Raw genomic sequence first — 22,038 nt, forward strand, 5'->3', positions numbered from 1 at the left:
GTCCGCGCAGCGCTAGCTCTATCGGTCGACGCCAGCAGAGTTCCGAGACGACAGCGAGGCGGGATCGAGCAGGGCGACCTGCCGCGACGACTGTGCGGCCACGGCCGAAAAGCCGTTCCTCGCACTCGTCGCGCAATATCGTCTGACGACGGCCTCGTCGTTGGCGTCCCCCGGCAACACGTCATAGGCGGCAATGCCGGCCTCGCATGCCCTGAGCACAACCGCGGCGCGGCCGGCGACAATCACCGGTGCCGCGTCCATTTCCTCGGAGGGCAGGGCGCAGCCGGCGGATTCGGCGAGCAATGCCGCGCTGAAGATGACCCCCTTGAGGCGTGGCGAAACGCCTTTCAGCGAGTTGGGAGACAACACGCTTTCCGGCGTTGCATACTCCGCCAGAATTTCTAGGCTCCCCTCCGCGATGCCGGCGATCGCTTCGGCAACCTTCAACTGCACATCCAGCTTCTGGACATCGGCGGGTCCGCGACATCCAGCAAGGACGATACCGTCGATCCTCGACGCAAGGACTCCATCGAGGTCCGCCTCGGTGATGTTCTCGACCGGTCCGATGCGGACGAAGCGGAGCCACGAGGCCGTACGGGCGGGGGCCGCCTCCGAAGCCATATCCCGCATGTCGCCTCCACCGGTTGCGTCGAAGACGATGGCTTGAATTGCACCGAGGATATCCGCCTCCGGGAGCGGTGCGGATGCCGGCAGATAGAGCAGCGGCTTCATGGCTTGCTGGCGGTTAACAGACATGGTGAACCAATCTTAAACCTTTGACCGCTAGGCTTCGAACATTGGGGCTGTTCGGTGTCTAGTGGGGCGTAGGTGATCATACAAGCATTTCTTCGCTGGGCGGAAACGGCGAGAACGAGCGATCGCGCCCGCGCCGCAAGCGCACTGGGGCGCGCCTACATCGAGGCCGGGACGAACGGGATCGACCGGCGCGCCGCCGAAATGGCGATGACCTTCCTGCTCGATGATCCTTCGCCGAGAGTGCGACACGCCCTGGTCGAGGCGCTTGCCGACTGCTCCACGGTTCCGCGTGCCATAATCGTGGCGCTCGCGGAAGACCAGCCCGAGATTGCCTATGTCGCCATTTCCCGCTCACCGGTATTGACCGATGAAGACCTCGTTGATCTGGCCGCGCGGGGAACGGCCGAGACGCGCGCCTTGATCGCGGCGCGCAGCACCGTGTCCCGCTCCGTCGCTGCGGCTATCGCGGAAATCGGCGGCGAGGAAGAGGCGTTGATCCTGCTTGAGAACGAAGGCGCAATGCTGACGCGCTGGTCGCTGAAGAGGATAGCCAGCCGTCTTGGCGATGCAGCGCCCGTCCGCGATCGGTTGCTGGCACGCGCCGACCTGCCGAGCGAGGCCCGCCATGCGCTTGTCGAGAAGGTCGGCGCCGCGCTCACGCTTTGCGGACTCGTGCAAGCCGCGATCGGGGAGGGGCGGGTGCAGCGCGCTGCCCGAGAGGCCTGCGACATGGCGGCACTCGTCATCATCGAGGCAGCCTCGCAAAAGGAGTTGCCTGAACTCGCCGCCCATCTGCGCGAGGCAGGTCGCTTGACGCCCGCTTTCCTCCTGCACGCACTTTGCAGCGGCAGAACGGAATTCTTCTCCGCCGCAATCGTCGATCTTTCCGGTGTCGCGGAGAAGCGCGTCCGGGCGATCCTTTCAGGCGGCCGCGTGCACCCGATCCGCGCCCTGTTCGAAAGTGCTGGGCTCGGGAGGGACGTGAGCGAGGCTTTCGCGGAGGCCGTGCTTCTCTGGCGAAGGGACCTGGGCGAAGCCGCGGACGGCACACCGCAATCGGTCGCCGCCGCTCTGCTTTCCTTAATTCGCCGGCAGTCGAGACCTTCGGCAGGCTTGTGCGCGATGGCCGAGCTCGTGGAACGCCTTGCCTTCGCTGAACAGCGGCAAAAGGCTCGCAACTACGCGCTGCTGGCCGCCCGACATGCCGCTTGAGCACTTCGGTCGGGATTGGCTGAAAGGATCAGTCGCCGAAACGGCGTGCCACCCAGGAATAACCATCCTCGATGTAGTGGACGGGCGCGCTGACGATCGCCTTTAGCCTCTCCCGATCCGGAACGGCACCAGTGAGCAGTGCTAAGGCGCGCTTCGGCATGCCCGGCTTCGCTTCAATCGCCTGCGGTTGCGCTGGTGTTTGTGGTGGCAACGGAGACGTCTGCTGTGGGGCGGCGCTGTCCGGTTGAGGGACGGCGGATGCCATCATGTCCGGTCCCGAAGTCTCGCATACAGCAACGACGACCGGATAGTTGTTGTTGGAAAACTTGGCCAGTTCCTGCTCGGATTCCGTATCGCAATGGGCGATCGACTGCCAGTTGCCCTTGACGGTCGAGATATAGTGGCACTGGCTGACATTGTCGTCGCAGCCGAGGATGGTCATGACGATGAGCGCGGCTTTCATGGTCTCTCCGGTCTTTGAGCGGGCTGCGGCTGCACGATCTGGTCGTTGTTATGACTGACTGATTCTTTCCGGAGTGGGGCAAAGTTATTGCGCCAGCGGAAAAAATTGTTGCCGCTTGTTACCGGTTTTGAGATCCCCGACCGCAATCCTGCGTCATTTGTCGTATTGGACAGTCCGGAACACCGCGCTATCCATTGCCACGCATGTCGCTACACAAGACTTCTTTCAAGGAATTGAAATTGACCGCTGTCATCGTTGCCGAGGAAAGCCCCCGCCAGCCGGCCGTCGTGCGCCTGCTCGAATTGTCCGATGCCTACGCGGCATCGCTTTACCCTGCCGAAAGCAATCACCTTGTCGATCTCTCCACGCTGGAAAAGCCGACCGTTTCCTTTTTCGTCGCGCGGCGCGACGATGAAATCGTCGGCTGCTGCGCGCTCGTGGAAGCAGGGGACGGCACGGCTGAAATCAAGCGGATGTTTGTCGATCCCGAAGCGAGGGGCCTCAAGATCGGCAAACTTCTACTTGCCGCCCTTGAAGCCAAGGCCGAGACGCTCGGGCTGGTCGCAATCCGGCTGGAGACCGGCATCTACCAGCCGGAGGCGATCGGCCTCTACAAGGCGCTCGGCTACGTGGAACGTCCGCCGTTCGGGAGTTATCTGCCCGATCCCTTGAGCCTGTTCATGGAAAAGCCGGTCCGGCAGACCGCCTGAGCACAACGGCGCGTCCGGATCGGACGCGCATGCAGTCGGCGATGCTTTGCTCAGATGTCCAGATTGTCGGCGAAAACGGCACGTTCCTGTATGAAGCGGAAGCGGGCGTCGGCTTTGGTTCCCATCAGATTGTCGACAGCCTCGCGCGTGCCCTCGAAATCCACGTCGTCGATCTCGACCTTGAGCAGCGTCCGGTTAGCCGGATCCATGGTCGTTTCCTTGAGCTGCGCAGGCAGCATCTCACCGAGACCTTTGAATCGCCCGACTTCAACCTTGCCGCGGCCGTTGAACTCGGTGCGCATCAGCTCTTCGCGATGCGCATCGTCGCGCGCATAGAGCGTTTTCGAGCCCTGGCTCAGGCGATAGAGAGGCGGGACCGCGAGGTAGAGGTGGCCGCCTCGGATGAGCTCCGGCATCTCCTGATAGAAGAAGGTGATGAGCAGCGACGCGATGTGCGCGCCATCGACGTCGGCGTCGGTCATGATGATGACGCGCTCATAGCGCAGGTCCTCATCCCGGTATTTCGATCTCGTGCCGCAGCCGAGCGCCTGGATGAGATCGGCGATCTGCTGGTTGGCGCTGAGCTTTTCGCGCCCGGCGCTGGCGACGTTCAGGATCTTGCCGCGGAGCGGCAGGATGGCCTGGTTCGCGCGGTTGCGCGCCTGCTTTGCCGACCCGCCTGCCGAGTCACCCTCGACGATGAAGAGTTCCGCCCCTTCCGCCGTGTTCTGCGAGCAGTCGGCGAGCTTGCCCGGCAGCCGCAGCTTGCGCACCGCCGTCTTGCGGTTGACTTCCTTTTCCTTGCGCCGGCGAACACGCTCCTCCGCGCGCTCGACCACCCAGTCGAGAAGCTTCGCAGCCTCCGCCGGATTGTCGGCGAGGTAGTGGTCGAAGGGATCGCGCAGGGCGTTTTCGACGATGCGCTGCGCCTCGACGGTCGCCAGCTTGTCCTTGGTCTGGCCGACGAATTCCGGCTCCCGGATGAACACGGAGAGCATGCCGGCCGCCGATATCATCACGTCGTCCGTGGTGATGATCGCCGCCCGCTTGTTCTGGGTCAGCTCCGCATAGTTCTTGAGCCCCTTGGTGAGCGCAATGCGGAAGCCCGCCTCGTGCGTTCCGCCTTCCGGGGTCGGGATCGTGTTGCAGTAGGAATGCACCTGCTGGTCGCCGCCATACCAGGTGACAGCCCACTCAAGCGAACCGTGGCCGCCGGATTTTTCCGACTTGCCGGCAAAGATTTCGCGCGTGACGGTGAATTCCTTGCCGAGCGTCGCGGCGAGATAGTCCTTCAGCCCGCCCGGGAAATGGAAGACCGCCCTGTCCGGGATCTCCGAACCTTCCGGCAACAGCGATGGATCACAGGACCAACGGATTTCGACGCCGCCGAAGAGATAGGCCTTGGAGCGGGCCATGCGGAAAAGCCGCGCAGGCTCGAAATGTGCATGCGGTCCGAAGATCTGCGGATCCGGATGGAAGCGCACTTTCGTGCCGCGACGGTTGTGAACGTCGCCAAGATCCTCGAGGCCCCCTTGTGGGATCCCGCGCGAAAAGCGCTGACGGTAGAGCTTGCGGTTGCGCGCGACCTCGACCTCGAGAGAGTCTGACAGCGCGTTCACGACCGAGACACCGACGCCATGCAGACCGCCGGAGGTTTCGTAGGCCTTGCCGTCGAACTTGCCGCCGGCGTGCAGCACCGTCATTACCACTTCGAGCGTCGATTTGTTCGGGAACTTCGGATGGTTCTCGACCGGGATGCCGCGGCCATTGTCGGTGACTGTCAGGAAACCTTCGGCATCGAGGCTGACCTCGATGAAATTCGCGTGTCCCGCGACCGCCTCGTCCATCGAGTTGTCGATGACTTCGGCGAAGAGATGATGCAGCGCCTTTTCGTCGGTACCGCCGATATACATGCCGGGACGGCGCCGCACTGGCTCGAGGCCCTCGAGCACCTCGATCGCCGAGGCGTCGTAGTCGCTGCCGTCGCTGCTTCTCGGTGCAGGGCGCGGTGCTTCGCCGCCGGTCGGTGGCGCCGGCTTGCGCGCAGGCGCGTTGGCTTCCGCCGACTTCGGCTTCGGGGGCATTGCGGAAAAGAGGTCGCTGCTGTCGTCCATGGGGTCGTTCAGATCGTTCCTATCGTCTGGCGTCGCGAAGGCCCATAGCAAGTGCTGGACGCTGCCGCCATCTCTGTGTCGCGCGAATCACCCGAATTTTGCCAGAGTCTTGCGCCAGGCGCGAACAAAAGGCGAATTCCGGTATCTTGAGCAGGCAGAATACCGTAAGAGCGTGGGCAATCTGTTTCAGTGTTGCTTTGCGGAAATGGCGATGGCAAGGCATCTACCGAACGAGGGAGGCCGTCGGCTGATTATGTCCACAACTGTTTTTTCCGTCGGGCGCTTGATGGCCGCGCTTCTTTTTCCAAGCTTTCTCGTTGTCGCCTTCGCTGCCGAGGCAGCGGCGCTGAAGCCATACAAGGACGAACTGTTCGCCTATGGCAACGTGCTTGAAGAGGCCGATGGCGGCGATTTCCGCGTCATCGACTACAAGGAACTGCGTGATATCAACGAGCGCGACCAGATCCCGGAACGGCGCGTCAAGCGTGCCTATGTCTCGCTCGGCGTCAAGAGCGCGCAGGTCAACGAGACACTCGACCTTGGCGGACGGCGGCTCGATGTCATGCGCGTTGGCCCCGATCGCGGTGCGGCATTCACGGTGATTTTCATCCACGGCCGCGGCGGCGACCGGCGTCTTGGTGCCAACGATTTTTCCTTCGGCGGCAACTTCAATCGCCTCAAGAATCTCGCCGCCGCCAATGGCGGCACCTATTATGCGCCCAGCGTTCGGTCCTTCGATGCGGAAGGTGTCGCCGACATCACGGCCCTCATCCGGTTCGCCGCCGAGCGCTCCGGCGGCCGGCCGGTCGTGCTTTCCTGCGCCTCGATGGGGAGCTTCATCTGCTGGGGCGTCGCACGCGAACAGTCAGCGGTTGCGGCGCTCGGAGGCATGATGATCATGGGCGGTGCCGTCGATCCGAACTTTGCAAAAAGCGCCGCCTATAAGGCGAGATTGCCGATGTTCTTCAGCCATGGCAGCCTCGACAGCGTCTATCGTGCCGAGGATCAGGTGGGTCTCTATCGCTCGCTCAAGGCCAAGGATTATCCGACGCGGTTCGTGTTGTTCGAGACGGGGTCGCACGGCACACCGGTTCGCATGACCGACTGGCGCGATGCGCTGAACTGGATCGCCAGCCGATAGAATGGATCAGCATGAAGATGGTAGAGTTGGGCGGTTCCAACTGGATCGGGCGTCGGCCGCAACGGACCGTGTCGCCGGATGATTTCGAGGATCGGATCGGCACGATCGAACCGATGGCATACCTGCCTTTGGGCAGTGGCCTGAGTTTCGGCGACTGCCGCAGCAACGATCGCGGCACTCTCATTGACGGTTCGAGACACAACCGCATCCTGTCCTTTGATCCGGGAACGGGCCGGATCTCGTGCGAGGGCGGCGTCACCCTCCATGACATTCTTCTGCGAGCGATCCCGCACCGCTTCTTTCTGCCGGTCACACCGGGTACTGCTTTCGCGACAGTCGGCGGTGCCGTCGCCAATGATGTCCACGGCAGGAACCATCACGCACGCGGCGCCTTCGGCAATCATGTCCAGCGCCTTACCCTCTTGCGTTCGACCGGCGAGCGGCTGGTTTGCTCAGCCGAGGAAAACGCCGACTTCTTTGCCGCGACCATCGGGGGCATGGGGCTGACGGGCCTGATCCTTGACGTCGACCTTCAGCTCATGAAAGTGCCGTCGCCGCATATCCAGCGGCATGTGATCCGCTTCGGCAATCTCGACGAATATTTCGCACGCGTCGAGCGCGTCGATGAAGAGCATGAATACTCCATTGCCTGGATCGACCAGCTCGCGACCGGGCGTCGGATGGGAAGGGGCGTATTTCTTGCCGGCGACCACGCAGATGGATCCTGCGAGTTGCCAGACGTTCCCAAGAGATTGCCGCTTTCGGTGCCGTTCGCGCTTCCATTTAATCCCCTGGACACGATGACGATGAGGGCCGTGAACGAATACCGTTTTCGTCGGGAAAGGCCCGCCGAGACCGTGTCGACCGTTACATGGAGCTCCTACTTCTATCCGCTGGACGCGATCGGCTCCTGGAATCGGCTCTATGGCCCAGGGGGGCCGTGCCAGCATCAGAGTGTCTATCCTTCGGAGAATGCGCCCGAGATCACGGCACGGCTATTGGAAGCAGCGCGGCGCGCTGGGCATGCTTCGTTCCTGACGGTGCTGAGACGCTTTGGAGACATCGTCTCGCGCGGCCTTCTTTCCTTCGCACGACCCGGCTTCGCCCTGACATTGGATTTTGCCAATCGCGGTGAAGCAACATCCAAGCTCCTGGACGAGCTTGACCGCATCGTGGTGGACGCCGGGGGCGCCGTAAATCCATGCAGCGATTTCCGCATGAGCCCGCAGACCTTCGCAGCATCTTTCCCCTGCTGCGCAAAGCTGGAAGCCTTGCGCGATCCGGCAATGATGTCGGATTTCTGGCGGCGCATTGCCCATATCTAGCGGGGATAAGGAAAAGTGTACGCGGTTTTCCGCCCGCATCCCGCGCTGGCTTCTTGCAACCGATCACGATGATTTTAGGTCGACCGACCTTAAAACATCGTGATCCAAGGCGCGACCATGCGACGGCTCCCGGCTTTGGCCAAGGCCCGAACTTTACCAAAATGTAATCGATTGTCCGTGTCCTCGAAAGGCGGCATCTGTTAGCCTCGGATGTGCCGGAATTTCATTGCGTGGCTCGATGCCCGACAGCGCGATCGACATGGACCGATACACGCGACGGCTGTCACTTGAATGGTGCAGACATGAAAGTGCTTGTCATCGAGGACGATGCCGAGACAGCGTCTTACATCAGGAACGGTCTCACCGAAGAAGGCCATTGCGTCGATGTCGTGGGAGACGGCCGGAACGGCCTGATCCAGGCGACGACGGAAGACTATGACGTCCTGATCGTCGACCGCATGCTGCCTGGGCTCGATGGCCTTGCGCTCGTGAAGGCGCTTCGGGCCGCCGGCAGGCCGACCCCTGTGCTCTACCTTACGTCGCTCGGGGGCGTAGACGACCGCGTCAAGGGGTTCGAGGCGGGCGGCGACGACTATGTTTCCAAGCCGTTTTCCTTTGCGGAGCTTTTGGCGCGCGTGAATGCGCTCGGCCGCCGCTCACCGCTCAAGGAGGAGGAAACGGTTTTGAGGATATCGGACCTCGAGATGGACCTCATCCGCCGCGTCGTTCGTCGCGCCGGCGAAGTGGTCGAACTTCAGCCGCGAGAGTTCCGGCTGCTCGAGGTGCTGATGCGCAACAAAGGCAAGGTGCTCACCCGAACGATGCTGCTGGAGCGCGTCTGGGACTTCCATTTCGATCCCAAGACCAGCGTTGTCGAGACCCACATTTCGCGCCTGCGGGCCAAGATCGACAAGCCGTTTCAAAAGGAATTGATCCACACCGTCCGGAGTGCAGGCTACAGCCTTGACGACTATATCTGAACTGTTCAGCCGCACCGCAGCCCGTCTGTCGGTGATCTTCGCTCTGCTGATCGGATCGACGGTGCTCGCGGGGGTGTCCATCATCTATTGGCAGCTGAGCGCAGGGCTCGAGGAGCGGATCAAGTTGAGGGTGATCGAAAATCGCGATGCACTCTCGGCGATCGACAGCAATGACGGCTTCGCGGAGGTTACCGAGGTCGTCAAACGGGAGGCAGCATCGCGGCGCGCAATGGGCACCATATTGCTGCTCGTAGACAGGGCGGGGACTCCGGTGGCGGGCAATGTCAGCGGAATCCCGGCCTTCCGCGACTGGCGGATCCTCAAGGAAACCGAATTGGAACGCGTCAGCGGTCGAAGCAACCCGGAGGACTCCTATTACGCGCTCTGGACGCCCCTCTCACAGGGCACGCTCCTTGTCGGCGACAGTGACAAGGAGCTGCGGGTGGTTCAGTCGACGCTGCTTGGCGGACTGCTCTGGGAACTCGCAGCGCTGGTCATCCTGGCCACGGCATCGGGCGTGCTGATCGCAAGACGCGCGCAAATGCAGATCGATGCGATCTCCGGTGCGCTCACCGCGGTTGCCAATGGCCGGCTCGGGCAAAGGGTCGCGCGGCGCTACTCGGGGGACGACCTCGATCGTGTCGCCGAGCAGATCAACGGCACGCTTGATCACCTGCAGCGCCTCATCGAGCGCGTCGACCAGTCCTCGACTGACATCGCACACGATCTCAAGCGGCCCATCGGCAGGCTACGGCAGAAACTCGACATTGCTTTGAGAACGGCCACTGACGCCTCTGCGTTCCGCCGCGAGATCGGCGCCTCCCTCGAGGAGCTTGATGTCATCGTCGAAACCTTCGAGGCACTCCTGCGTATCGCCCAGATAGAGGCGGGGGCGCGGCGCGAGCGCTTCCATGCGGTCGACCTCGGAAGCCTGGTGACGGAGGTCGCCGACATCTATCGACCGGTCGTGGAGGATGCCGGCGATGTGCTTGCTGTCGATGTGTCAGGTTACGACGGCCCGCCCGCCAGCGGGGATAGCGAACTGCTCATCCAGCTTGTCGTCAATCTCATCGAGAATGCCATTCGCCATTGTCCGACGGGCACAATGATCCGTGTCGCATTGGAAGGCGGTCAAGAAGGCCCGCGGATCGTTGTCGCCGACAACGGCCCAGGCATTCCCGCAAGTGAGCGCGAGAACGTGTTTCATCGCCTCTACCGGCTCGAAAAATCGCGTTCGACGCCGGGCAGCGGATTGGGTCTCAGCCTTGTGGCAGCCATTGCGGATCTGCATGGCGCCAAGGTCACTCTCGCGGACAACCGCCCGGGACTCGTTGTTGAGATCGATTTCCCCCGCCCGAGCATGGCGCGCAGCGGCTGAGCCGCGGGAGGCCGACCGAACACCACGCACATTTTCCCTCATCCCCCTCTGCCATTGCCGATTCCGACATCCTTACGAATCCGTAAGCGCGGGGCCAACGTCCGACAATGTACGGCGGGCGATAATCTGAGCGATCGGGGCCTGTTACAGCCCCCGTCAAGAAGAGCAATGGAGAACTACCATGATGATCAAACGCGCCATTCCCGCCGCGCTGCTCGCTGCGATGCTCGTGGCCCCGGCCTTCGCCGCAACGATGACTGGCACGATCAAGACGATCGACCCGGCCAAGAACGATATCGTTCTTCAGAGCGGCGAGACATTCACGCTGCCCGCCAAGTTCGACCTCAAGAAGCTCAAGGTGGGCGAAAAGGTGAGCGTCACTTACCTGAAGCACGGCGGCTCGATGATCGCTTCCAAGGTCGTGGCGGCGAAGTAGTCGCCGGTATTGAGATGGGCAACCGCTGATCCATCCAGAGGAGCAGAAGTCATGAGCACCTTTGTGAAATCGACCGTGCTGGCGGTCTTCATCGGGTTTGGGGCTGGTGCAGCCAGCGCCGCCACCGTGTCTGGCACGATCGAGCACGTCTATCCGCGCCATCACACCATCATGCTGAACGATCATCTCTTTCGCATGAGTACCCGGGCCTTCGATTCGGCACGGATGCGTCGGGGCGAGGCTGTGCGTGTCACCTATCATTGGAGGCATGGACACCGCTGGGCGACGGAGATCAGGTCAGTCTGACCGGCCGACCGCCTCTGGTGCGGCTGCGCCCCCTGGCTCTGATTTGGGCGCGGCCGCATCGGTCCCGCTTCTCGGTGTCTGTTGCCACTCGTACGACACGCGGAGATCGATGCCGCTTGTCGCGAGCGCTCGCGGATCGGGGCCGGACGGTCAGCGCTTCTGGCCCCTTATGTTCATGTCGAACTCGACCACGTTGGAGTAGATGGGTGTTCCGACGTCCATGCCGTAGGGTGCGCGGCGGATGCTGCCGCGGATGGTAAAAGCAATCGAGCGCTTGTTCCAGTCGGTGAGCGTCACCTCAAAGCGCTCCTTGCGGGCCTTGCCGCGCGCCGTCAGCGTACCCACTACGGTTGCCGAATCGGCTCCAGTCTGTGTGACACTGGTGGATCGGAAGGTCACCGTCTGATAGTTGGCCGTGTCGAAGACGGCGCTTGAGCGCAGGAAGTCCTCGATCCGTCGCTCGCTGGACCTTACGCTCTCTGGATAGAGGGTGAACTCGACCGAGGATCGCTCTATGTTGTTGCCATCTATCCGGAAGCCGCCGGAGAATTTTGCGAATTTGCCGGCGATGCCGCCGCCGCCTCCGGCCTGCGCAACGCTGAATTGGACGGTCGAAGAGTTGGCGATGCGGTAGTTGCCAGCCGCGTCGGCAAGTGTCGGCGCGGCCGCGGCAACCGCCGGCGTCGTTGCCATGGCGAGAAGGGCGAACGACCATATCGCTTTAAAAACGGGCCTGCGTGGAATCATCATGGGTCATTTCCTCTCGACAATGGTGTCGTCGTTCTCGTGAGTGTCGAACGTCCTGGCATCGCTTCGGCGGCGGGCAGGGCGAAGCATGCGGACAAGGACTTCGTCTCGCCGCAGAAAATGATGGTAGAACGCCGCCGCCGCGTGCCCCGCGATCAGCCCAAGCGTGAGATAAGCGAGCAGCGCGTGGGCGAAGGTCCAGAACGCCTCCGAAGCTTCCGATTGCCGTAGCGGCAGATGCGGAATGACGATCAAATTGAAAAAGAAGCTTGGAATATTCAGCGTCGAGGTCGATGCGACCGCCCAGCCGGCAAGCGCTACGATCAGCGCGAGAACGATCAGCGCCCGATGCATGATCTGGGCCGCCATATGCTCCAGTGGGCCGAGGCCCGGAGGGGGAGCTGGATTCCGTTCGATGGACCACCACACAGCCCGAAGGACCGCCAGCCCCAGCACCGTGAAGCCGAAGGATTTGTGCCACTGATAGAGGGAGAACTGCAAAGCCGGATCGATCTCGGTGCGCCGCATGACGAAGCCGAGAAGGAGGAGGCCAAGGATCAGCACCGCAATCGCCCAGTGGAGGACGATCGTCACCGCTCCAAATCCGCTCTCGCTGTTGCGCAGCATGGGGTTCTCCGGATGAAGGAAGCCAATTCCTCTTCGCCACCGCATAGTCACCAGTATAAGACGCCCAAAGCTCGCCTTTTATTCGCTCCGTGGTTCGACGAACGGGCACCTTAGGTGGCAAGCACCGGATTATTCCGCGGCGAGTGCTTTTTTTTGCCCGGGCGATTTGCTAGGCCGCTTGCCGAGAAAGAGACCCGATACGGAGGAATTTCATGACGCCCGCTATCCGCCCGCTCGTTGCCGGAAACTGGAAGATGAACGGAACACGCGCCTCGCTCGACCAGATCAAGGCGATGGCGGAGGGCGTCAAGGGCAGTCTGTCCGAAAAGGTGGAGACGCTGATCTGCCCACCTGCAACGCTGCTCTACGTCGCGACCGCGCTTTGTGACGACAGCCCTCTGATGATCGGCGCCCAGGACTGCCATCCGAAACAATCCGGCGCCCACACGGGCGATATATCCGCCGAGATGATCGCCGACTGCTTCGGCACCTATGTCATCGTCGGGCATTCCGAACGCCGCACCGATCATGCCGAGAGCGACGCGCTGGTGCGCGCCAAGACCGAAGCGGCTCATGCGGCCGGCCTTGTCGCCATCGTCTGCATCGGCGAAACCGGCGAGGAACGCAAGGGCGGCAAGACGCTCGGCGTCCTGAAGCGCCAGCTCGCGGAAAGCCTGCCGGATGGCGCGACGGCGGAAAACACTGTCATCGCCTACGAGCCCGTCTGGGCGATCGGCACCGGCCTGACGCCGACGGCATCCGATGTCGAGGAAGCGCATGCTTTCATGCGCAGCGAACTGGTCTCGCGCTTCGCAGCCGCAGGCGGCAAGATGCGCATTCTTTACGGCGGTTCGGTCAAGCCCGGCAACGCCAAGGAACTGATGGGTGTCGCCAATGTGGACGGTGCCCTGATCGGTGGCGCGAGCTTGAAAGCGGACGACTTCCTCGCCATCTACAGGGCATATGAAGAATTGACCGCCTGATTGCTCTCCCGCGCGGGGCAGGGGCTTGGAATAGCTAACGGCTTGGTATAAAGAGGCGCCAAATTGCGCCCGGCCTTGCCGTGTTTCGCGCCGGGTTTGATTCGTGTGCCCAAGAGGGCAGGACTGGAAGCTGATGCAGACCGTACTACTCGTCATCTATCTCATGGTCGTCGTCGCCCTGATCGGCGTCGTCCTCATTCAGCGTTCCGAAGGCGGCGGTCTCGGCATTGGCGGCGGTTCGGGCTTCATGTCGGCCCGTGGTACGGCCAACGCGCTTACGCGCACGACCGCCGTTCTCGCCTTCCTCTTCTTCGGTTTGGCGCTGGCAATGGGCATTCTCTCCCGTTACGAGCCGCAAGCGACCGACATTCTCGACCGGATCCCGGGCACGAGCTCGAGCGGCGGCGGCGTCCTCGATTCGCTCGGAGGCGGTCAGCAGACACCTCCGGCTGGCGGAAACACGCAACAGCCGGCTAACGGTAATGCGCCGGCCAATGGTGCAGCCCCCGCGGGCCAGGCGCCCACCGGTGCCGCACCGGCGCCGCAAGCGCCTGCAAACGGCGCCAACGGCAATACGGGATCGCAAGTTCCGAGCGGCCAGTAAGGTCGCAAATCAGAAGAACCCACCGGCGGATGCTTCATCCGCCGGTTTTGTTTTGTGTGAAATCCGTCCTCTCCCAAGACGAAAAATTCCTGAAAACGAATTTTTCGGTGGCGGAATCGTTTGTGAAAAGGTATCCGGTGACTCCCATGGCGCGATATGTATTCATCACTGGCGGCGTGGTTTCCTCCCTCGGAAAAGGCATCGCTGCAGCCGCTCTCGGAGCGCTGCTGCAGGCGCGTGGCTACCGGGTGAGACTGCGTAAGCTCGACCCTTACCTCAATGTCGATCCGGGCACGATGAGCCCGACCCAGCACGGTGAGGTATTCGTCACCGACGACGGAGCGGAGACAGACCTCGATCTCGGTCACTACGAGCGCTTCACGGGGCGTTCGGCAACGAAGACCGACAACATCACCACCGGGCGGATCTACAAGAACATCATCGACAAGGAACGGCGCGGCGACTATCTCGGCGCGACAGTTCAGGTGATCCCGCACGTCACCAATGAAATCAAGAATTTCGTCACCGAGGGCAATGACGATTACGACTTCGTCATCTGCGAGATCGGCGGCACCGTCGGCGACATCGAAGCGATGCCCTTCATGGAGGCGATCCGCCAGCTCGGCAACGATCTGCCACGCGGCACCGCCGTCTATGTCCATCTGACGCTGATGCCCTATATCCCGGCGGCCGGCGAACTCAAGACCAAGCCGACGCAGCATTCGGTCAAGGAACTGCAGGCACTCGGCATCCATCCCGACATCCTGCTCGTTCGCGCCGATCGCGAGATCCCGGAAGCCGAGCGCCGCAAGCTGTCGCTCTTCTGCAATGTTCGTCAGTCCGCCGTCATCCAGGCGCTCGATGTCGCCTCGATCTATGACGTGCCGATCGCCTATCACAAGGAAGGCCTCGACAACGAGGTTCTCGCCGCCTTTGGCATCGAGCCGGCGCCGAAGCCGCGGATGGAGGCTTGGGAAGACGTCGCCCACCGCATCCGCACGCCGGAAGGTGAAGTTACGATTGCCATTGTCGGCAAGTATACAGGCCTCAAGGACGCCTATAAGTCGCTGATCGAAGCGCTTTACCATGGTGGCATCGCCAACCGCGTCAAGGTCAAGCTCGAATGGATCGAGTCGGAAATCTTCGAGAAGGAGGATCCGGCGCCCTATCTTGAAAAAGTCCACGGCATCCTCGTTCCCGGCGGCTTCGGTGAGCGTGGTTCCGAGGGCAAGATCAACGCCGCCCGCTTTGCGCGCGAGCGGAAGGTTCCCTATTTCGGCATCTGCTTCGGCATGCAGATGGCCGTGGTCGAGGCTGCTCGCAACCTCGCCGGCATCGAGAAGGCATCTTCGACAGAGTTCGGTCCGGCCAAGGAGCCGGTTGTCGGCCTGATGACCGAATGGGTGAAGGGCAACGAACTTGAAAAGCGCTCCGCCGCGGGCGATCTCGGCGGGACCATGCGCCTTGGGGCCTATCGCGCCGCCCTCAAGCAGAACACCAAGATTGCCGGCATCTACGGATCGACGGATATCTCCGAGCGGCATCGCCACCGTTACGAGGTCAATGTCGATTACAAGGAGCGGCTGGAGTCCTGTGGCCTCGTATTCTCCGGCATGTCGCCGGACGGCGTCTTGCCTGAGACGGTCGAATATGAGGACCATCCCTGGTTCATCGGCGTTCAGTACCACCCGGAACTGAAGTCCCGGCCGCTCGATCCGCACCCGCTGTTCGCGAGCTTCATCGAGGCCGCGCTGGAGCAGTCGCGCCTCGTCTGATGCGGCCTAAATCGGACTCTCGCTATCTGCGGCCGGCCCCTCACGGACCGGCCGTTGCCGTTTTCGGTGCCGCCCGACGCCTACTCAAACCGGCCGCGCTTGCAATCGGCGGGCAAAAGTTGCAAACAGCGACGAACCGGCCATCAGGGAACACGCCATGAGCTTACCCCAGCGCATCACCCGCCCGCTCGATCATGTCGTGCTGCCGGTGGCTGAGCTTGCGCAGGCAAGGCGGCGCTTGACCGATCTCGGCTTTGTCGTCGCCGACGATGCGCGTCATCCCTTCGGCACCGAGAATGCGTGCGTCTTCTTCGCCGACAACACCTATCTGGAGCCGCTTGCGATCGCGTCACGTGAGGAGTGCGAAGCTGCGGCGCTCGCCGGCAATGTCTTTGTCTCCCGCGACCAGGCTTTCCGCTTCCGTCAAGGTCCGGAGGGCCTCTCGGCGATCGTTGTAGGAACATCCGACGCCGCGTCCGATCACATGCGGTTCCGTGCATGCGGCGTGTCCGGCGGCGAGATGCTGGAGTTCTCTCGGCCGATGCGGTTGCCGGATGGGCGCGAGGGCCTTGGCTCGTTCCGGCTGGCTTTTGCCGCGGATCTCCGCTCCCCGGATTTCTTCCTCTTCAGCTGCCAGCGCATTCGTGCCCTGCCGGTGGAACAAACGGCGCTTCACCGTCATGGAAACGGCGCCCTCGGCATTACTGAAGTCGTGCTGTCTGAGCCAAATCCCACCGATTTCCAGTATTTGCTGCAGGAGGGCGTCGATGAGCGCGAGGTTTCCGCCCACTCCTTCGGCATGGACATTCAGGCCGGCAATGCCAAGATTTCGGTGCTCAATGTTGCCGGAATGGAGGCCTTCTTCGGCCGATCCGTCAACGGCGCCGAGCGCGGCTTGCGCGGGCGCGCCGTCGTGTTCCGTGTCGCCGATCTCGAAGCGACGCGAGCGCTTTTTGCCAAGAACGATATCGAGTTTGCAGAAATGGGCGGACGCCTCATTGTCCCGGAAGCGCCGGGGCAAGGGGTGATTTTCGCATTTGGAGTGTGATGATGGAAACGAATGCCAGGGTTGTCGTCGGCGAGGGTGCAGGACAGGTAGTCTTTTCGCAGAAGGAGCGGCTTGCGCTGATCGCAGGCCCCTGCCAGATGGAAAGCCGCGACCACGCCTTCATGATGGCCGGAAAGCTCGTCGAGCTTTGCAAGTCGCTCGGGCTCGGCCTCGTCTACAAGTCCTCGTTCGATAAGGCGAACCGTACGTCGCTCTCCGGCAAGCGCGGCATCGGCCTCGATAGCGCGATGGAGATTTTTGCCGATCTCAAGAAGGAGTTCGGTTTTCCGGTACTGACCGACATTCACACCGAAGAGCAATGCGCGATCGTGGCTGAGACGGTCGATATCCTGCAGATCCCGGCCTTTCTGTCGCGGCAGACCGACCTGCTCGTGGCGGCCGCCAAGACAGGGCGCACGATCAACGTCAAAAAGGGCCAGTTCCTCGCGCCCTGGGACATGAAGAACGTGCTCGCCAAGTTTACGATGAGTGGCAATCCTAACGTTCTTCTGTGCGAGCGCGGCGCTTCCTTTGGTTACAACACGCTGGTTTCCGACATGCGCTCGCTGCCGATCATGGCGGAGCTCGGCGCGCCGGTGATCTTTGACGCCACCCATTCGGTGCAGCAGCCAGGCGGGCAGGGCGGCTCGAGCGGCGGTCAACGCGAATTCGTCGAGACCTTGGCGCGTGCTGCCGTCGCCGTCGGCGTCGCCGGCGTCTTCATCGAGACGCATGAAGATCCGGACAATGCGCCCTCGGATGGCCCCAATATGGTGCACTTGAAGGACATGCCGCGGCTTCTCGAAAAGCTGCTTGCCTTCGATCAGATCGCCAAGGCCTGAACAGGCCTTCGTGAAATTTCCATGAACCGCAATGGCGCATGGGCATTTGCATCTCGCGCGCCGTTGTAATTTCGGGGCCATGAACTAAGACAGGCCTGACCATCCGTCGTCCTAACCAGGGAAGAGATCATGACTGCAATCATCGACATCATCGGCCGCGAAATTCTGGATAGCCGCGGCAACCCGACCGTCGAGGTCGACGTTCATCTCGAAGACGGTAGCTTCGGCCGTGCGGCTGTTCCGTCGGGCGCCTCGACCGGTGCACATGAGGCAGTCGAACTGCGCGATGGCGGCACCCGCTATCTCGGCAAGGGTGTCGAGCGCGCCGTCGAAGCGGTGAACGGAGAGATCTTCGAGGCGATCGGCGGCCTCGACGCCGAAAACCAGATTCAGATCGACAAAACCATGATCGAGCTTGACGGCACGGCGAACAAGTCGCGCCTCGGCGCCAACGCCATTCTCGGCGTCTCGCTGGCGGTTGCGAAGGCTGCGGCCGAAGCCGCCGGCCTGCCGCTCTATCGCTATGTCGGCGGTCCGAACGCGCATCTCCTGCCGGTTCCGATGATGAACATCATCAACGGCGGTGCGCATGCCGACAACCCGATCGACTTCCAGGAATTCATGATCATGCCGGTCGGCGCGGAAACGCTGAAGGACGCCGTGCGCATGGGCTCGGAAGTCTTCCACACGTTGAAGAAGCAATTGGCTGCCGACGGTCACAACACCAATGTCGGCGACGAAGGCGGTTTCGCTCCGGGCCTGGCTTCCGCGCCGGCCGCCCTCGACTTCATCATGAAGTCGATCGAGAAGGCCGGCTACAAGCCGGGCGAGGACATGTATGTCGCGCTCGACTGCGCCTCGACGGAGTTCTTCAAGGATGGCAAGTATGTGCTGGAAGGCGAGGGCCGCACGCTTGAGCCGGGCGCCATGGCTGAATATCTCGCCGAACTCGCCGCCAAGTACCCGATCATCTCGATTGAAGACGGCATGGCCGAAGACGACTGGGACGGCTGGAAGGCGCTGACCGACAAGATCGGCTCCAAGGTTCAGCTCGTCGGCGACGATCTCTTCGTCACCAACTCGGCTCGTCTGCGCGACGGCATCAAGATGGGCGTTGCCAACTCGATCCTGGTCAAGGTCAACCAGATCGGTTCGCTCTCCGAAACACTCGATGCGGTCGAGACGGCGCACAAGGCCCGCTACACCGCCGTGATGTCGCACCGTTCCGGCGAAACCGAGGACTCGACGATCGCCGATCTCGCCGTTGCCACCAATTGCGGGCAGATCAAGACCGGCTCGCTCGCGCGCTCCGACCGACTTGCAAAGTACAATCAGCTGATCCGCATCGAGGAGCAGCTTGGCTTGCAGGCGCAATACGCCGGCCGCTCGATCCTGCGCGGTTGATTGCAGGCGGAGAAGCGCAACGTCCGTCCCTCATCCGCCTGCCGCACCTTCTCCCCCGCAGGCGGGGAGAAGGGACAAGCGGCATAGCTCGGCGGCCTAAATCCCCCGTATGCGTGGAGAGGGTTAGGGTGAGGGGCGAATCCGGCGTGTGCATCGCGATCTGAAATCGACGTAATCTCAACCCGCCTGCCACACGGCAGGCGGTTTCGTTTTTTCCTGCTATTCATGGTCAACGGTCGGTTAATCAATCGACGTTAGTCTCGTCTCGTATTGCGTATCAGGGCATGGACCATGTGGACACGACATCACAAGAAACGGAGACTGGGGCGGCTGGTTGTGCCGCTCATGGCGGTCGCCTTTCTTTCCTATTTCGGCTATCATTCGATCCACGGAGGATACGGCCTGAGGGCGACAGAGGAGTTCGACCGACAGATCGCCGTGCGCCAAGCCCGATTGGATGAGCTGACTCATCAGCGAAAAATCCTGGAAAAGGAGGTCGAGCTGATGAGCGACGGTTCGTTGGAACGAGATATGCTGGATGAGAAGGCTCGCCTCGCGCTCAACATGTCGCGGAGCGATGAGATCGTTATTTTTCATCGTGGGAAGAATTAACCAAAAGTCGGTTAATTGAAAATTCCCTTCGTAAATCAAAGAGTTGCGCAGAATAATAGCCATGCAAATATGGCATTGCTGTGTTGCTCTTCTTTCCCTATGGTAGCCGGCGAAGGCTAACCATTGGGAGGAATGAATGGCTCCGCGAAAATCCGCGTCCGTCTCCAGCCGCAAGACCGCTGCCAAGTCCGCAAAGAAGGACTTCGCCGGCGGCACGATCGCCGAATTCTCCAAAGAAGATGACCTCAAAGCCTACCGGGAAATGCTGCTGATCCGGCGTTTCGAGGAAAAGGCTGGCCAACTTTACGGCATGGGCTTCATCGGCGGCTTCTGTCACCTCTATATCGGGCAGGAAGCCGTCGTAGTCGGTATGCAGATGGCGCTCAAGGAAGGTGATCAGGTCATCACCGGTTACCGTGATCACGGTCACATGCTTGCTTGCGGAATGAGTGCGCGCGGCGTAATGGCCGAACTGACCGGCCGTCGCGGCGGCCTTTCCAAGGGGAAAGGCGGCTCGATGCACATGTTCTCCAAGGAAAAGCATTTTTATGGCGGCCACGGTATCGTCGGGGCACAGGTGTCGCTCGGCACCGGCCTTGCCTTCGCGAACAAGTACCGTGGCAACGATAATGTCAGCCTCACCTATTTCGGCGACGGCGCCGCCAACCAGGGCCAGGTCTACGAGAGTTTCAACATGGCTGCTCTCTGGAAGCTGCCGGTGATCTACATCGTTGAAAACAACCGCTACGCCATGGGCACGTCCGTGTCCCGTGCATCGGCGCAGACCGATTTCTCGCAGCGCGGCGCCTCCTTCGGAATTCCCGGCTATCAGGTGGACGGCATGGATGTTCGCGCCGTCAAGGCGGCCGCCGACGAAGCGGCTCAATATTGCCGTTCCGGCAAGGGGCCGATCATCCTCGAAATGCTGACCTATCGCTATCGCGGCCACTCCATGTCCGACCCGGCGAAATATCGGTCGAAGGACGAGGTGCAGAAGATGCGCTCCGAGCATGACCCGATCGAGCAGGTAAAGGCCCGGCTTACCGAAAAGGGCTGGGCGAGCGAGGAGGAGCTGAAGCAGATCGACAAGGATGTCCGCGACATCGTTGCCGACAGCGCCGATTTTGCCCAGTCTGATCCGGAGCCGGATGTCTCCGAGCTCTATACCGACATCCTGCTTTGATCCGGGGAGGGACAACCATGCCAGTAGAAATTCTCATGCCCGCCCTTTCCCCGACGATGGAGGAAGGCACGCTCTCCAAATGGCTGAAGAACGAGGGGGACAAGGTGTCCTCGGGCGATGTCATCGCCGAGATCGAAACCGACAAGGCGACGATGGAAGTGGAAGCCGTTGATGAAGGCACGATCGGCAAGCTCCTGATTGCCGCCGGTACGGAAGGCGTGAAGGTCAATACGCCGATTGCCGTGCTGCTGCAGGACGGCGAGGCTGCCGGCGACATCGTAACGCCGAAGGCCGAGGCTCCGAAACCCGCTGCGAATGAAGCGCCCGCCGCCGCGCCGGCTCCGGTTGCCGCTCAGCCGAAAGCGGAGATTCCTGCCGACCCGGCTATCCCCGCCGGAACGGAAATGGTTTCGATGACGGTGCGCGAGGCGCTTCGCGATGCGATGGCCGAGGAGATGCGCGCCAGTGACGACGTTTTCGTCATGGGTGAGGAAGTCGCCGAGTACCAGGGCGCCTACAAGATCACCCAGGGCTTGCTGCAGGAGTTCGGCCCGCGTCGCGTGGTCGACACCCCGATCACCGAACATGGTTTTGCCGGCGTCGGCGTCGGCGCGGCGATGACGGGCCTGCGCCCGATCGTCGAGTTCATGACCTTCAATTTCGCGATGCAGGCGATCGACCAGATCATCAACTCCGCTGCCAAGACTCTTTATATGTCGGGCGGCCAGATGGGCGCGCCGATCGTCTTCCGCGGCCCGAGCGGTGCGGCAGCCCGCGTCGCCGCGCAGCACTCGCAGTGCTATGCCGCCTGGTACAGCCACATCCCGGGCCTCAAGGTCGTCATGCCGTACACGGCCGCCGACGCGAAGGGCCTCTTGAAGGCAGCGATCCGCGACCCGAACCCGGTGATCTTCCTTGAGAACGAAATTCTCTACGGTCACTCCTTCGAGGTTCCGAAGCTCGATGATTTCGTGCTGCCGATCGGCAAGGCCCGCATTCATCGCGTCGGCAAGGATGCAACCATCGTTTCCTTCGGCATCGGCATGACCTACGCGGTCAAGGCTGCGGCCGAGCTCGAAGCGCAGGGCATTGATGTCGAGATCATCGACCTTCGCACGATCCGCCCGATCGATCTTCCGACGGTGATCGAGTCGGTGAAGAAGACCGGCCGCTTGGTGACCGTCGAAGAAGGCTACCCGCAGTCCTCCGTCGGCACCGAGATCGCCACCCGCGTCATGCAGCAGGCCTTCGACTATCTCGATGCGCCGATCCTGACGATCGCGGGCAAGGATGTGCCGATGCCCTATGCCGCCAACCTCGAAAAACTGGCGCTGCCAAGTGTCGCCGAGGTCGTCGATGCCGTGAAAGCCGTTTGCTACAAATAAAGGGAGG

Annotated in this window: 22 protein-coding genes; 17 read left to right on the forward strand and 5 right to left on the reverse strand. The window is 61.9% G+C overall.

Annotated elements, in window-relative coordinates; genetic code table 11:
* Positions 1-18: 18 nt before the first annotated feature.
* Positions 19-756: an aldolase/citrate lyase family protein gene (locus GHK62_RS28485; protein ID WP_153442302.1), complete on the reverse strand. Its 738-nt coding sequence runs from the start codon at positions 754-756 to the stop codon at positions 19-21.
* Positions 757-828: 72 nt separating this feature from the next.
* Between GHK62_RS28485 and GHK62_RS28490 the strand changes: the two genes are divergently transcribed.
* The gene (locus tag GHK62_RS28490; protein ID WP_184108809.1) at positions 829-1,968 is read left to right on the forward strand and encodes a DUF2336 domain-containing protein; all 1,140 of its coding nucleotides are present in this window, start codon (positions 829-831) and stop codon (positions 1,966-1,968) included.
* 28 nt (positions 1,969-1,996) lie between these two features.
* On the opposite strand, the gene GHK62_RS28495 is transcribed toward GHK62_RS28490, so the two are convergent.
* A complete protein-coding gene (locus tag GHK62_RS28495) occupies positions 1,997-2,431 on the reverse strand; it encodes a hypothetical protein (RefSeq protein WP_153442303.1) in 435 nt (144 codons plus the stop codon).
* A 239-nt stretch (positions 2,432-2,670) separates the two neighbouring features.
* Here GHK62_RS28495 and GHK62_RS28500 point away from each other — a divergent pair, with 239 nt between their 5' ends.
* Complete coding sequence (locus GHK62_RS28500) at positions 2,671-3,141, forward strand: GNAT family N-acetyltransferase (protein WP_153442304.1); 471 nt, start codon at positions 2,671-2,673, stop codon at positions 3,139-3,141.
* 50 nt (positions 3,142-3,191) lie between these two features.
* Here the strand turns inward: GHK62_RS28500 and parE are convergent, their stop codons facing one another.
* Positions 3,192-5,255: a DNA topoisomerase IV subunit B gene (parE, locus tag GHK62_RS28505; RefSeq protein WP_153442305.1), complete on the reverse strand. Its 2,064-nt coding sequence runs from the start codon at positions 5,253-5,255 to the stop codon at positions 3,192-3,194.
* Between the two features lie 211 nt (positions 5,256-5,466).
* Here parE and GHK62_RS28510 point away from each other — a divergent pair, with 211 nt between their 5' ends.
* The 6 genes from GHK62_RS28510 to GHK62_RS28535 all read left to right on the forward strand — a co-directional run bounded on the left by GHK62_RS28510 (position 5,467) and on the right by GHK62_RS28535 (position 10,821).
* Entirely contained in the window at positions 5,467-6,396 is a 930-nt protein-coding gene (locus tag GHK62_RS28510; RefSeq protein ID WP_167528384.1) for an alpha/beta hydrolase, read from the forward strand.
* An 11-nt stretch (positions 6,397-6,407) separates the two neighbouring features.
* Positions 6,408-7,721 (forward strand): FAD-binding oxidoreductase, encoded by a 1,314-nt coding sequence (locus GHK62_RS28515; RefSeq protein ID WP_153442306.1) that lies wholly within the window; start codon positions 6,408-6,410, stop codon positions 7,719-7,721.
* Between the two features lie 302 nt (positions 7,722-8,023).
* Complete coding sequence (locus tag GHK62_RS28520) at positions 8,024-8,701, forward strand: winged helix-turn-helix domain-containing protein (protein ID WP_153442307.1); 678 nt, start codon at positions 8,024-8,026, stop codon at positions 8,699-8,701.
* Positions 8,685-10,079, forward strand: a complete 1,395-nt coding sequence (locus GHK62_RS28525; RefSeq protein WP_153442308.1) for a sensor histidine kinase — start codon at positions 8,685-8,687, stop codon at positions 10,077-10,079. The genes GHK62_RS28520 and GHK62_RS28525 overlap by 17 nt, the downstream gene beginning before the upstream one ends.
* A 181-nt stretch (positions 10,080-10,260) precedes the next feature.
* A complete protein-coding gene (locus GHK62_RS28530) occupies positions 10,261-10,515 on the forward strand; it encodes a DUF1344 domain-containing protein (RefSeq protein WP_153442309.1) in 255 nt (84 codons plus the stop codon).
* Between the two features lie 51 nt (positions 10,516-10,566).
* A complete protein-coding gene (locus GHK62_RS28535) occupies positions 10,567-10,821 on the forward strand; it encodes a hypothetical protein (RefSeq protein WP_153442310.1) in 255 nt (84 codons plus the stop codon).
* 150 nt (positions 10,822-10,971) lie between these two features.
* On the opposite strand, the gene GHK62_RS28540 is transcribed toward GHK62_RS28535, so the two are convergent.
* Positions 10,972-11,571, reverse strand: a complete 600-nt coding sequence (locus GHK62_RS28540) for a YceI family protein (RefSeq protein ID WP_153442311.1) — start codon at positions 11,569-11,571, stop codon at positions 10,972-10,974.
* 3 nt (positions 11,572-11,574) lie between these two features.
* Positions 11,575-12,195: a cytochrome b gene (locus tag GHK62_RS28545; RefSeq protein ID WP_153442312.1), complete on the reverse strand. Its 621-nt coding sequence runs from the start codon at positions 12,193-12,195 to the stop codon at positions 11,575-11,577.
* A gap of 212 nt (positions 12,196-12,407) precedes the next feature.
* On the opposite strand from GHK62_RS28545, the gene tpiA reads away from it, so the two are divergent.
* From tpiA to GHK62_RS28590, 9 genes are all read left to right on the forward strand, one after another.
* A complete protein-coding gene (tpiA, locus tag GHK62_RS28550) occupies positions 12,408-13,178 on the forward strand; it encodes a triose-phosphate isomerase (RefSeq protein ID WP_153442313.1) in 771 nt (256 codons plus the stop codon).
* 133 nt (positions 13,179-13,311) lie between these two features.
* Positions 13,312-13,782 (forward strand): preprotein translocase subunit SecG, encoded by a 471-nt coding sequence (gene secG, locus GHK62_RS28555; RefSeq protein WP_153442314.1) that lies wholly within the window; start codon positions 13,312-13,314, stop codon positions 13,780-13,782.
* Between the two features lie 137 nt (positions 13,783-13,919).
* A complete protein-coding gene (locus GHK62_RS28560) occupies positions 13,920-15,557 on the forward strand; it encodes a CTP synthase (RefSeq protein WP_283064884.1) in 1,638 nt (545 codons plus the stop codon).
* Positions 15,558-15,714: 157 nt separating this feature from the next.
* A complete protein-coding gene (locus tag GHK62_RS28565; RefSeq protein WP_153442316.1) occupies positions 15,715-16,605 on the forward strand; it encodes a VOC family protein in 891 nt (296 codons plus the stop codon).
* On the forward strand, positions 16,605-17,447 hold the full coding sequence (gene kdsA / locus GHK62_RS28570) for a 3-deoxy-8-phosphooctulonate synthase (RefSeq protein WP_167528385.1): 843 nt from the start codon (positions 16,605-16,607) through the stop codon (positions 17,445-17,447). Before GHK62_RS28565 ends, kdsA begins: the two co-directional genes overlap by 1 nt.
* 129 nt (positions 17,448-17,576) lie before the next feature.
* Positions 17,577-18,851 carry a phosphopyruvate hydratase gene (gene eno / locus GHK62_RS28575; protein ID WP_153442318.1) on the forward strand — a complete coding sequence of 425 codons (1,275 nt, stop codon included), beginning with the start codon at positions 17,577-17,579 and terminating at the stop codon, positions 18,849-18,851.
* Between the two features lie 291 nt (positions 18,852-19,142).
* Positions 19,143-19,463 carry an FtsB family cell division protein gene (locus GHK62_RS28580; protein ID WP_153442319.1) on the forward strand — a complete coding sequence of 107 codons (321 nt, stop codon included), beginning with the start codon at positions 19,143-19,145 and terminating at the stop codon, positions 19,461-19,463.
* Positions 19,464-19,599: 136 nt separating this feature from the next.
* A complete protein-coding gene (pdhA, locus tag GHK62_RS28585; RefSeq protein WP_153442320.1) occupies positions 19,600-20,646 on the forward strand; it encodes a pyruvate dehydrogenase (acetyl-transferring) E1 component subunit alpha in 1,047 nt (348 codons plus the stop codon).
* Between the two features lie 17 nt (positions 20,647-20,663).
* Positions 20,664-22,031, forward strand: coding sequence for a pyruvate dehydrogenase complex E1 component subunit beta (locus GHK62_RS28590; RefSeq protein ID WP_153442321.1), 1,368 nt, complete (start codon positions 20,664-20,666; stop codon positions 22,029-22,031).
* The last annotated feature ends 7 nt before the right edge of the window (positions 22,032-22,038 follow it).

This window comes from Sinorhizobium terangae, assembly GCF_009601505.1.
GTDB classification, from domain to species: domain Bacteria; phylum Pseudomonadota; class Alphaproteobacteria; order Rhizobiales; family Rhizobiaceae; genus Sinorhizobium; species Sinorhizobium terangae.